The following is a 12,618-nucleotide window of genomic DNA, read 5'->3' as shown; positions in this document are numbered from 1 at the left end:
CATTATCCTATTCTATAAAAGACTTTATCCTTAAAGTCCGATAGCCTCTTAACTTCAAATTTTTTAGTTTGATGATTTACTGAAAGTACTACATCGTTAAGTACAATACTCGCATTGAGATTATCAATCATGATATCCCCCATAACAGGGAATTCTGTAATCACACCATGTTTCATTACAAGTGCTTTAAGATCTTCAAATCCATTAACCTTGAATATTTCCATACCTTCTTTAACCGTTGAGTACTTACCATATGCAATAGGCGTGTATTCGGTATCACATAGAATATCAATTGCTTTAACTACGATAATATTACAATCGTTAGTAGCTAATTCGTATGGCATTGATAGTACTTGTTCTGCATGTTCAAGAAGATGTTTAATTCTTTCTCTTTTCTTCATTACTTGTACTTCCATACTTGACCACTATTAACAATACCTAATAGGCTAAAGTATGCGTCGTTAGGATGTGTGGATTGGTGTACTGAGTTAGCAGCAGTAGTTTTCATCTGAACATCTAACTTCTTCCATACTGAATTAAGATTAACAGTTAGTTCATTCTGAATATTCTCGGCAGAGTTATTTGAAGTACTTTCAAAGTAGTCAATGTATCCACTGAACATTAGATCATGTACGAGTACTTCATTGTTAGCCGGATTAAGAATAGTCAGAAAGACGTTTACCTGTGCTGCTTTGAATGCACCACCGAGGGCAAGAGTACGAAACGATGTGTTTACGTTACTGATCTTGAAGTTGATACTATCGTTACTGATATCCTTTTGTTCAGTGAATGTAGGGAAACTATCATTAATGAAATCGGGAAATGATGTGTAGTTAATTCCATTAGCTACAATATCAACGTACCCGTCTGTTAAGTGAATAGCATTAACGCCTAATCCCTGTTGTGGGTACACATCAACGCACTTTACATGAACACCCATAGACATTAACTGAGCAAGATTTAGTACCATCAGTGATGTTCCATGAGTCATATTATAATATGAAAGTAATGATGCATTTGTAAAAATGGCTGAGTTCATTAGATATCCTCAGTTGCTTTTAAAGTAATATTCATCACATTACCCACGCTTAGTTTTAAATCATTATCTACATCCAGTACAAATGAACCCTCTATGTTTGAGTACTTCACTGTTTCATTTATAGCTACTGATGCACGTAGTGCCGGGAATACGGTCATAACGTTTGACGAGTTACCGATGATGCGGTAGATCTTCTTGTGGTTGCTGAACTGAATCAATGTACCCACTTCAAGGGTATTAGTACTGCAAGTGATAGCACTAACGCCCTTAGCGGCTACTGCGGTAGCTCGTAATGAAGTCTGCTGAGAACCGTAGTAAGTACTCAAATGTCCCAAGTCCATAGCGAAAGCTGCACCCTGTCCGTACTTTGCAATGAATGATTGGTATTCCTGAATGTCCTTCTTATTGAAGTTCAGTGTGAATGAAATCTGATAGTACTGAATGCCAGTATTACGTTGGATATGTGAACCCGTCCAACTACGGTTACTGTAGCGTGGTTCCTGTGATGACAATTGAAAGTCACCAATCTTGATGTTTTTTGAAAATAGTGCCACTATGACAGCCCTCATTTATCTTATCTTTTATATTTATTACGGACAATTTTATAATGGATTTCATTACAAGTAATTTTGCAACTTTAATAACATTGATCATTCCTACTGGTGTAATTTTCCTTACGGCCATGTTTATTTGGAAAAGCTCATCTCTTTCAATATTATTCAATAAATTATGGTCTTTATTTTATGGCGAAAAAGATTATTACAACACTGAAATAAATGACTTTTCCAAGAAGCAACACGACACTGATAAATTCAATTTTGTTAATGGCTTTAAGTTCGAAGATGAAACTCAAATAAAAGACTTCCTAAAGCACTTGGAAGATAATAAGCATAAAATTTACTGGTATAGCAATCTAAGCAGATACTTTGATCATACCACTTACGCCGTATCAAAACCCAAGACCAGTGATACTATTTTATTTCCGATACTTATTTTAGTAGCCTGCATTGCGTTTATATTCTGGATAAACACGCATCAGTTCATAAACATAACCGGCAACACAGTAGCTATAGATTATTTCACAAACTACGTCTTTGCGGCAGAAATTGCTTCCGTAATATTGATACTTTGCGTTGGGTATAGATCGTTACGAAAAGCACACAAGACAATAGCTATAATTCAAGCGTTAACACCACCTACACCACCTACACCACCTACACCACCTACACCACCTACACCACCTACACCTTAAAAATTTAAAGCCCTAATTTGGGCTTTATGTATTTCTTTTTTGTGCTGCACGAACTGATTGAAGTACTGAATTCTGGTGTTTCTGTAGCATTGCATTCATTTGGGCATCACTCATGTTTGGTGCCCCTTGAACAATCAATGGTGCATTGATAACTGGTGATGAACTACCACCATTACCGTTTGCATTCTGATTGCTTAGGAAGTTAGTAAGATCACGGTTATTGTTCTTACTAAGTACTCGTTCACCTGCTTGCAAGATCCAGGTACTTTCATCCTTACCGCCCATTGTTGGTACTGAATCAATACCGCTGTGGGCCTGACCACTTGCACCCTTTGCAGTAGTGATGATTGATGCACCCATTGAAAGTATTTGGGCATAATTTGCAATGTTCATCGGGAATGGCGTAGCAAGTGCTGTTGCCAGTGCTTCCTGAATCTTCATTATGGTGTTCGCTATGGTGATACCCTTTTGTACTGCAAACGCTGCTTGTGCCGCTTTGCTACCTTCACCAAGTGCACCCGCCATGATAGTACCGAGGCTGCCAGCAGAATCACTTAGCAATTGCATCTGCGATTGAGTATTTTCTGCTTCAATAGCCAATGATTTCTGATTGTACTTGTTGGTGATAGCCTGCTTACGCTTCAGGTATTCCTCATGTGAAGTACCCAACTTACTGTTCAGTTGTTCATTCATCGTGAGTTCTAACTGCATTTCATTCTGTAAGTCAGTCTGCTTCTGTTTCAGTACTTCACTGTTATCGAATGGATTACTGTCATCAGTACCTTGTACCTGTAGCCCTACACGCTGGTTCTGTTGCTGTAACAGCATCTGAGCCTGTGAGTTAGTCATATTAGTACCAACTGCTGCAATGTTGTCTGATAGCTGTTTCAGTCCCTTGTTAGGATCTGAGTACCCAATCATATCGTCAATCATTGCCTTGAACTGTTTAGTACGTGAATCGTAGGCTTGGGATAGGTATGAGGTAGTTTGAGATTCTGTAAGCTTCAGAGTTTTAGCTGAGTCCTTAATCTTTTGTACTACTTCATCCTGTTGACGATTGAAGGTTTTAATACGGATATCACCTTCAGATAGTCCAATTTGGCTGATTACTTGCTCTAAGTTCTTCTGTGCCTGTACTCGCTTCGCTGCTTCCTGTTTAGCTATTGCTTCTGCTTTCGCGGCTGCGGCCTTAGCTGCTGCATCTACCTTTGCCTGATTGATATAACCGCCAGTAGGTGCAGGTTTTTCTGTATCGGTTTTGGGCTTGTCGTCCTTGTGCTTTTCATTCCATTCTTTAGTACCAAATATCCCTGCCGGATCTACTCCGTCAATCTGTCTTAGTACCTTCGCAATTGCATTATCACCACCGTAGTAGAAGTTACGGAACATTTGCATGAAATCAGTCTTTGACCAATCCTTGTTCATAACATCGAATAAGGTTTGAATATCATCAAGTGTCGGTGCAAGTGCGTTAGCCTTCCATAACTGAAATGTAGTACTTAGGTTCGTTACCTTTGCATCCCAATCGGCAAACTTCTGTGCGTTCTCATCTGTCAGTACTGCGGTCTGTGAGTGAATGCCATTCATCAAATCGGCAACGTCATTGTACTTCTGGAAAGTGCTGATTAACTTACTGCCATCACTAGCCAGTGTTTCAAGGGCATTTGTGATTTCTGCATTGTTCTTACCTGCCTTTTGCATTGTATAGAATGCAGTAGCAAGAGATTTAATGCCGCCGTCAGTCTGGTTTAGGTACTTATTCAAATCCTGAAGATTAACACCATAGGTTTTTAGATCTTCTGCTGGGCCACTTCCATCACGAAAAGCATCGCCTAAGTGATCAAGTACGTCTCTGTTGATATCCCCAAACTTTTCAACATCTAGACCTAAGCCATTAAATGTTTTCTGTAACTGTTGAAGTTCAGTAACTGTTAACCCACTGGCTTTAGATACTTCATTGTATGTTTTGACGAATTCATTACTTGAATCAATTGCAGTATAGATACCGCCAGCCAATAGACCAGCAGCACCTGCTACACCAAGAATACCAGTATTGAATCCCTTGAAGCGATCTGCCATCTCTGCAAATTGAGTAGTAAATCCACCAAATAGATCATCAGATTGTTGTCCAAATGTTTGAAGAGAATTTGCCCCTTGTGAAAGTGCACGGCGTAAGCCAGTAACATTACCATCGATTTCAAAAATCATTTGCTGCTTATTTTTTGCCATTTTTGTTTTTACCCTTTAATGCGGCATCTTTAATACTCTCTGCCAATGCATTAAAGCTGCGTTTTTGTTCTTCTTCTTTCGCCTTAGCTGCTTCTTCAGCGATTTGTTTAGTACTTTTATTACTTAACAATCCGAATAGATCCCAATCTTCAACTTTGGCACGTTTCATACCCTCTTCTGTCAAATTACCAGACGACATTAGAATCAGGTGGCATAAGTTGGCAAAACGGATTTGTTCTACTCTGCCCCCATTCGGTTCTATTACTGAGTCATAGATAAGCAAAGCTTCAAATATTTCGGGATCAAGTTTGTCTAGGTCTTCCGGTGACAATCCCCGTTTGTGGATTAACTTCAGAGCTAAGTTAATGCGGGGATTACCGGTTCTTATTTTTTTTCTACTTCATCCTGTGTGGTGTCAGTAGTCCATAGTTCCATGGCTTTAGTGTAAATCTCATTGGCAACTACAGTATCGATTTCGTTAATATCGATCTTACCTGACTCATCACCATCTGAGAAAACGTGATAGCCTGTATCATCAGTGATGCATAGTACTAAAGTACTTTTAGCAGTAATGCACTTTTCAAGATCACTAAGTTTAGGGCGATGTGCGTACAGTTCAGTACCATTAGTGAGAGTGATTTTATGTAGTTCAGGCTTTAATGCTTCTTTCAATTGTTCGAGATTCATTCCAATTCCTTTTGGTATTATTATGGAGAAACGTCAATTAGGCCACTTGAAACCGGGCCGCCATCCACTGCGAAGGTGAATTCACGTGTAACTACTGCATCTTTATCGCCAGCCAACTGGTCACCGCTTACATAACCATTGTAAACAACAAAGAAACCTTCTTGCTTAGTTGCATCCTGGAAGTACTCAAGTTTTAACTGAATACGAGTTTGGTTTTCGTTAGCCGCTACTAATTGTGCGTGTACAGTGTCATCAGCAATGTAGTTAACTGTGATACTAATATCAGCTACTGCTTTAGTGCCTAATAGCTTACGATTGTACGGACTGTTAAAAGTCACTACATCAATGACAGTACTAGTACCGCCACTTGTAGTGAAAGATGCTAACTCAGGGATAGCAGTGAATGTAGTACTAACTGCATCGCCAGCAGTACCGATAGATGCTGTAATGTTCGCACCGGATTGAATATTAAATGCCATAGGGATTCATCCTTGATTAAGTTATCGCCCCACAATCCTTGTAGAGCGTTCATATTATTTATTTTATAAATTTATTTTAAAGAAGCCACCTCAACCTCAAGCTGGTTTATTTTGGCACTTAGTTCTTTTATTGCCTCAACAAATAATGCTGATAAAGCGTTGTAATCGACAGACAATAGATTCTCAACTAAATCACCATTTTCATTTAGACCATTACCACCACCGCTTTTGACAGCAACTGGCATTACTTTTTGAACATCCTGAGCAAGTAACCCTCCAGTAGTAAAAGTATTATCTTCCGAGAAGGTAAGTTTATATGATTCATATCCTTGCAATTGAAGTACCTTATCGATTGCATTAGTCATTATTACACGCTCAGTTTTGATACGTTCATCTGAAGTTGGTGTAAATGCTGGAGCATTCATGAACTTGTTTGCAAAAACACGGTCACTCTGTATTTGTATCTGAGTTCCAAGAACGTAGGAGTTTATGTACAAATTCCTATTTCCTCCTGTATTTGGCGTTCCAATGAAGTAGTTATTAACTCCACCCAGCTGACTAAAGATATATGAAGTCCCATCAGCATCAGCATTTATATGCCTCAACCAAGCACCATTATTGGTATTTAACGTCAAATTCTGCCCAAGACTATTTCCCGAGTTATTCATTTCAAGATAATTCCCTGTCGAACCTGCTATTTGAATTCTAGCAGTCCCATCCTGGCGAAGTCTTAGGCTTGATTCCCCTGAGCTGTAAAGACCGAGTTCACCAGATATACACCTGATATCACCACCTAAACCACTGCTACCTGACGCTCCGTGTTTAAAAGTAAAAGCAGTGCGATTTTCAGTACTACCAGAATTATCAATAATGTCTAATCTTGCACTTATTTCATTACCAATAATAGAGCGTGAGGTTAATGTAGTTGACACATAATTAGCTGAACCAACTTTATAATCAGAACGTAAGCCACCACCGTAAACTGCTGTTCCAGTTGCTGGAAGTGATGTGTCTGCTGTAATTACATTGAAAATACTGTTAGCGGCACTATATAGTCCATTAACGCGTATTAGCCAAATACCCCAGGCTGAACGAGGTCTTGCTTCGCCTACACCGTCACGCCCATAAACCGAGTTACTCTTGCTTGAATCAAAATCAAGCCTTCCGAAAGATGAAGCCCCCGTACTTTCAGGCAAACTTACTGGTGTGCGATAAGTTGTTCCGCCGCCGCCGCCTGCAAAAACACCATTTACCGCAGATATTATGCTTGCAACCTGTCCACCGTGTAGGCTCATTTGACCCGTAAGGTTAGGCAAAGCACTTTCTGAAGTAGTTCCAGCAGGTATTCCTGATACACCCGTTCCTGTACCGCGTAAGTACAGGTTAGGGGTTGAACCACTCTGGGAGCCATTTAGATCCGGCATACGGAAGGTAGTTGTTCCGTTGCCTGTTGAATACATACCACGGTTAGAAGCAACGTTAGTTGTTACACCACTATTTTGCCAAAGAGCCTCTGTAACACTGTTTAAGACACCTGTACTAATTGCGTTCCATAGATCTGGATAGTCTGCACGGTTCAGAAGTTGTCCATCTGCTGCTGCGTGGCCTGCGGGAAGTTTTGCACGAGTTCCGTTAAACCACTCCACAGCCCCAAGAAAGTTATTCATCACACCGTTAAGCGTTGCACCTGTCCCCCCGCCAGCATTAGCTAATAATTGTTTTAAGGTAACAGCGTCGTAATCACTTGCAGCATCTCCGCCTAAACGTAATGGGCCGGATAAACCCGTTATTCCTGTGATATCCGCATTAATGCCTGATTTTGCCGCACCTATATTAGTACGGATAGTCGCAGGAACACCTTCACTAAGGTTGTTAGCAATGCTGAATGAACCAGTATCAGAACTTGTTAGTGTGATGTTGGTGCTTAGTGCTTTTCCATTGACCGTTAAAGTAGATGGTACTGCTTCTGCTTTTGAGTAAACATTGAGATTGGTACGTGCCGTAGCTTCATTGGCTAAGTCAGATAGGTTATTGCTGGCTACTAACTGTACAGCATTTAAAACGTTACCAAGCCCTACATCACCTGCGGTTACCGATACATTCCCTGATAATGCGTGACCGTTTACGGTAGTATTTTTAGGCACTAATGTTAAAGTAGTCGCGTCAGCTTCTGCTTTTGAGTAAACATTGAGATTGGTACGTGCCGTAGCTACATTGGCTAGATCAGATAGGTTACTGGCAATCTTTAACTGAGCATCATTAGTTACCGCCGATAAACCAATATCAGTTTTACTAAGGGTAATGTTACTGGAAAGTACTTTCCCATTGATTGTGCGTGTTAGGGGTAAATATAGACCATCGTTAGTACTTTTCAGTGGGATACTTAGCCAATCATTATCAGTATTCTTGATATAGATTCCCAAGTTACCATCAGAAGGGATAGCTAATTGTGCGGTCTTATCACCACCATTATCAACGAAAGCAAAACCACCAAGATCACCACCAATAGGGTTATCTTCCCGTAGTGCTGGTACTTTGATAAAGCTATTACCAGCAGGTGTAGCGGATTCGTATTGTGGGTACGTTTCACCATTGGCACCAACACCAAAGTCACCAATACGTAAGTTTGCTGGATCTTGTGCTGTACCACGTGATACTACGTCTTCAGCAGTAAAGGTATAGGTGCGGCTATAGACTTCATTCTGATCACCTGAATCAGAGAAACCACTGATATAACCATTAAGAATCACATAGTGTTGATCAAGCGAGTCCTGTGATTCATATAGGCTTACTTTGATTTGGAAATTAGTTTGATTTGTAAATGCACCATCTAAGTATTGGTGAGATTCGTTATCAGCCAAGTAATGAACAACAATACTTACTGAGTCAATACTCATGTTGCCTGATAGTACTTGCACCCATTCATCATTGTAGGTTTCAATTGATGTAGTACTGGAATTTATTTTTACTTGGGGGAATGCACCAAGTTCATCGATGCTCTTATAAGTAACACTAGTTGGAATGTTATTGTTTGCATCGGTATTATAGAATATGTAGGTATTTCCACCGTGGAAAATTGACGACATTTAATTACCTCGATATATAATTCATTTGAATTGTTAGCATCAGGGTATTTATGCCGCTAGTAGTGTCGGTATCCTCTGCGATAGAACTAACTGTGATAGTACTTACATTGATCTGCTTTTCAGTAACGAATGACTTTAGGAAATCAGATGTACGAACATGATCGTAAACTGCCGTCATTACTCCCTGTACTTTGGATTCATCCTTTGAAGTACAAATAACATTCATCGTGAGAGTACTATAGTTCTGTACTCCCATTGGTATGTTCTCATTCTGTTCTAAAAGATTGGTTAGTATTAAAATGTACTCTGCCGCATCTTGATTGATAGTTGTCGCTTTTCTTACCTGAAAACCCAACGAAAAAAGGGAATCACTGATATGATTCTTGATTGTGATAAGATTCATTACTGTGATTCCCGAAAGTAGACATTGATAACGCCTGATAGGTCATCGACAATGTTATAGACAACTTGTAGAACATCGCCGTACATGAAAGTACTTTGATAATCCATCAAGCCTTTTTTTGTTGTTAGATAGGTTTCTTCTGTTTCTACGAATCCTTCAGGCGTATCGATTGCGACAGTCTGAGATTCGAATATAACGGTAAGAGTTGAACCATTTGTTAATTCCAATGGCTCACCAAACGTTTCAATCAAGGCGTTTAATTGTGTAGTAGTAAACGCCCTCATGATTATGGCGTCACTGTTAGTACGTAGAAAGATTCTTTACGGGCTACTTTAGTATCCATAGTCGCCCATACACGTAGGTACAGACCGCCACGGTTACGGGAAGTTGTGGTATCGCGATCTAATTCTACATCTGAACCCCATTGTGCAATTACGATCTGGCTGAAATCACCGAGGATTACCTGACCATCATCCACTAAGGTACTTTCTACTACTGGAATCTCACCCGCTAGTAATTGTGCATCACCCTGACCTTCAACGAGGAACTTAGCAGCGGTATTACCCTTCACTACCTGCTTGCGAAGGGTTGCACGGGTAGCAGGACTCATTACAGCAACAACAGTACCTGAAGCTACGTTCTTTGAACCTAGTACACCCATTGCATCTACTACAGAATCGAAATCAATGGTAGCAACAGCAGCGGTATTACCAGCGGCTACGGCTTCACTTACTACATTGGCCATAACATGCTTTTCGAGCTGAGAAGCAGCACCTTTGATCATTGCATCGGTAGTGTATCGTTCAGCCGCTGCACTTGATTTCATCATGATACGGGTTAGGTACACTGAACCAGTAAAATCTGAAGGTTCTAAGGTTACTTTGCCGAAAGCCGGTGTTGCCTCTGGAGAAGTACCATCTTCAGTAACGAAACCGAAAGCATCAGTGAAATCGCTTGATAGAGCGGGTAGGCTTAACTTACCGTCACCTTCTAAACCAGAAATTACGGTTAAAGGGAATTTAGCTAATACAGAGTTAGCACGAAGAATATCGATATATGAATCATACTCGATAGTTTCTTGAATCAAATTTGCAGCAGTAGTGGTATTAACTGCACGTAGAGCACTTGTAGGTACTTTAATACCGCGAGTACCCATATCTATGCCTTCAACTTCAGCGTCTAAGTTAGACATTGCACGAATGCTATTAGATAGAGAGAATTTATTTTCCATAATATTGTTATCATCCTTGATAGGTTGTTTCATTTGACGCTTGAAATCTTCAACGCTAATTCCGTTAGCGATTGCTCCAGCCACGTCTATTTTGAGCACGCGAGCCATACCGTTCAGTTCGGCAATGCGTTGTTCTTCATCTTTATTTATTAACTCTGTCACTTCAGACTTAACTTCTTCGATAACTTCTTCAATAACTTGTACTGATTCAGAGAGTGCTTCTTCGACTTCATCAATTACTGCATGTACTTCATCTTGAAGTACTTCAATAATTGGTTCTTCTGGTACTGGTTGTTCTGATTCTTCGGTACTTTCAGGTACATCAAGTGAACGACCTACACCAACAAAATCATCAGCAGGTACAGATACCATTGATATTTCATAAGGTGCCCAATTGGTAACAATTAGGTTGTCACCATCTATTTCATAATCATTGATTTCATAACCAACGGATACTTTACGAAGTACGCCTTCCTTAACCTGTTGGTACTTTTCATCACCCATTCCAACACTTGAGAAACGTACTAATGCACGCCCTACTTTATCTGAATCAATATTTGCATCTTCAACAATGCCAATATGCTTATCAAAATCATGATTGAATAGCAGTGCTGCACCGTTATTCAGTCGTGAGAGATCTACGGCTTCAGAGGTATGAAGTAGAATTTCCTGGTAGTCCTTACCATTGATAGTACGAGTTACTGGGGATTCACTTGAGAATGCAATTAGTACTTCACGACTTTCATTATTCGTCGGTAGAGTCTGTACTCCCATCTCCCGTTTTTGGTTCTTCATCACTTCCATGTGATTGTTCTTCCTCAATTTGCTTAAACACTACATCTGGTGAATATCCCATTTCGTGAATAATTTGTTGTTTTGATTTAAGTCCAGCATCGAGTAACATAATTTCATATTGGGCATCTTTAACCGGGTCTATTGAAATATTCTTAACGGGAATATAGTGAGCTACAACGAGATCATCAAAGTTACTGAAACTGCCTAACTTACTATTATTTAGTAATTCATTAGCTAGCCAATTAGAGTAGATCTTTTTAAGCACTCGACTTATGAGAACATTTGAACGTGTCTTGAATGTTGTTTGTTGTAATCTATCTGCTAATTTGGCTGCCGAAAACGAAGCCTGACTTGTATCACCCATTAGATTCATCTTAGTAATACCCAATGACATACTAATTTCATTCATCAGGCTATTAACGAATGTATCAAGGCCGTCGATTCCTGCATTCGGATTTACCGATTTAATATCCTGGCCTGGGTTAAGTTCATAGATGCTTCCTGCTTCTAAGTACTCAACGTTGAGACGTGTATCTTCACCCTCTTCTAGCTCATAATCAGTCTGGATAGCGTTAGTAATAAAGGCGGTAGTACTTGCCGCTACTTTCTTACTAACCAATGTTGCCTGAATATATTCCTGCAACTCTTGAAGTACTTTCTGACCTGCAAACAAGTCGGGTATACCTCGTTCCTGATTAGGGAACTCAGGGATGTAGTAGTGAATGATCTCGCTAGCATCTACCCTTTCAAATGCACCAGTATCAATCTGGTAGGTAATCGGGTTGTAGTTATGGATGTAGTAAGCGATTGGCTTACGAGTAGTGCCATCGAACTCAATACTGTTTGAGTAGTAACCGTTCTTTGTAAGTCCAAAGCGGGTAGTAGCCAAGCGAGCCGCATCAATGATTTCGTACTGATTACCACGAATACGAATGAAGCATTCACCATCACGTGCACGTGTCTTTTCAACTACCTGTTGAAACAAATCGAGGCTTAACTGTCCGTCATAGCTGAATTGTTCGGGGTTGTCTGCATATCGATAAAATAGCTTTTCGATTAGCTGGTTGGTTTCGCTGTTATCAGTGCCAGATACGCCAATCTCAACATTGGGTTTAACTGTTATCCCGTCTGCACCTACTGTTCCATCGGCACACTTCTGGATGTAGTTCTTTGCGATTGGGTTGTTAAGTGATAGCTCACGTGATTTATTGCGGATATGGGTTAGTGTAAATTTTAGTACTGAATTGATATCTGTGCTTGCTACACCCGCAACGCTGAAATCAATAATTGGTTTACTACCATTAGTGATCGAACGTTTTAACTCATTAGTACCGATATTTTTTGCTTCTGAATGTCTTTTTAAAGGCTTTGGTACTTGTTCTTGTACTATAGCTTTCTTCCTTGAAAACCATGCCAT

Annotated in this window: 13 protein-coding genes; 1 reads left to right on the top strand and 12 read right to left on the bottom strand. The window is 40.0% G+C overall.

The annotated features are described in order from the left end of the window. Positions 1 to 2: 2 nt before the first annotated feature. From AC790_RS08945 to AC790_RS08935, 3 genes are read right to left on the bottom strand one after another with little or no spacing between them, the layout of a single operon-like run. Positions 3 to 401 (bottom strand): hypothetical protein, encoded by a 399-nt coding sequence (locus tag AC790_RS08945; RefSeq protein WP_049851530.1) that lies wholly within the window; start codon positions 399 to 401, stop codon positions 3 to 5. Then, complete coding sequence (locus AC790_RS08940; RefSeq protein ID WP_049851529.1) at positions 401 to 1,039, bottom strand: hypothetical protein; 639 nt, start codon at positions 1,037 to 1,039, stop codon at positions 401 to 403. Before AC790_RS08940 ends, AC790_RS08945 begins: the two co-directional genes overlap by 1 nt. Continuing rightward, positions 1,039 to 1,593, bottom strand: coding sequence for a hypothetical protein (locus AC790_RS08935; protein WP_152929121.1), 555 nt, complete (start codon positions 1,591 to 1,593; stop codon positions 1,039 to 1,041). Before AC790_RS08935 ends, AC790_RS08940 begins: the two co-directional genes overlap by 1 nt. A gap of 53 nt (positions 1,594 to 1,646) precedes the next feature. Between AC790_RS08935 and AC790_RS24880 the strand changes: the two genes are divergently transcribed. Continuing rightward, the gene (locus AC790_RS24880; protein ID WP_049851527.1) at positions 1,647 to 2,291 is read left to right on the top strand and encodes a DUF6216 family protein; all 645 of its coding nucleotides are present in this window, start codon (positions 1,647 to 1,649) and stop codon (positions 2,289 to 2,291) included. A 24-nt stretch (positions 2,292 to 2,315) separates the two neighbouring features. Here AC790_RS24880 and AC790_RS08925 read toward each other — a convergent pair whose 3' ends face one another. The 9 genes from AC790_RS08925 to AC790_RS08885 form a co-directional block, all read right to left on the bottom strand. Next, a complete protein-coding gene (locus AC790_RS08925) occupies positions 2,316 to 4,520 on the bottom strand; it encodes a phage tail length tape measure family protein (protein ID WP_049851526.1) in 2,205 nt (734 codons plus the stop codon). Continuing rightward, positions 4,507 to 4,689, bottom strand: coding sequence for a hypothetical protein (locus tag AC790_RS25115; protein WP_049851525.1), 183 nt, complete (start codon positions 4,687 to 4,689; stop codon positions 4,507 to 4,509). The genes AC790_RS08925 and AC790_RS25115 overlap by 14 nt, the downstream gene beginning before the upstream one ends. 215 nt (positions 4,690 to 4,904) lie before the next feature. Then, positions 4,905 to 5,207 (bottom strand): hypothetical protein, encoded by a 303-nt coding sequence (locus AC790_RS08915; RefSeq protein WP_049851524.1) that lies wholly within the window; start codon positions 5,205 to 5,207, stop codon positions 4,905 to 4,907. A 20-nt stretch (positions 5,208 to 5,227) separates the two neighbouring features. After that, the gene (locus tag AC790_RS08910) at positions 5,228 to 5,686 is read right to left on the bottom strand and encodes a phage tail tube protein (RefSeq protein ID WP_049851523.1); all 459 of its coding nucleotides are present in this window, start codon (positions 5,684 to 5,686) and stop codon (positions 5,228 to 5,230) included. A 71-nt stretch (positions 5,687 to 5,757) separates the two neighbouring features. Beyond that, a complete protein-coding gene (locus AC790_RS24545) occupies positions 5,758 to 8,772 on the bottom strand; it encodes a tail fiber domain-containing protein (protein WP_082204270.1) in 3,015 nt (1,004 codons plus the stop codon). 4 nt (positions 8,773 to 8,776) lie between these two features. Beyond that, positions 8,777 to 9,175: a hypothetical protein gene (locus AC790_RS08900; protein ID WP_049851521.1), complete on the bottom strand. Its 399-nt coding sequence runs from the start codon at positions 9,173 to 9,175 to the stop codon at positions 8,777 to 8,779. Beyond that, positions 9,175 to 9,459 carry a hypothetical protein gene (locus AC790_RS08895; protein WP_049851520.1) on the bottom strand — a complete coding sequence of 95 codons (285 nt, stop codon included), beginning with the start codon at positions 9,457 to 9,459 and terminating at the stop codon, positions 9,175 to 9,177. Before AC790_RS08895 ends, AC790_RS08900 begins: the two co-directional genes overlap by 1 nt. Before the next feature lie 2 nt (positions 9,460 to 9,461). After that, positions 9,462 to 11,210, bottom strand: a complete 1,749-nt coding sequence (locus tag AC790_RS08890; RefSeq protein ID WP_049851519.1) for a phage major capsid protein — start codon at positions 11,208 to 11,210, stop codon at positions 9,462 to 9,464. Beyond that, a complete protein-coding gene (locus tag AC790_RS08885) occupies positions 11,152 to 12,618 on the bottom strand; it encodes a phage portal protein (protein ID WP_235440735.1) in 1,467 nt (488 codons plus the stop codon). Before AC790_RS08885 ends, AC790_RS08890 begins: the two co-directional genes overlap by 59 nt.

Origin of the sequence: Pantoea sp. RIT-PI-b, from assembly GCF_001187905.1 — a bacterium.
GTDB classification, from domain to species: Bacteria; Pseudomonadota; Gammaproteobacteria; order Enterobacterales; family Enterobacteriaceae; genus Pantoea; species Pantoea nemavictus.
Note: the sequence above shows the minus strand (reverse complement) of the source record. Positions and strands in the feature narration are given on the sequence as shown.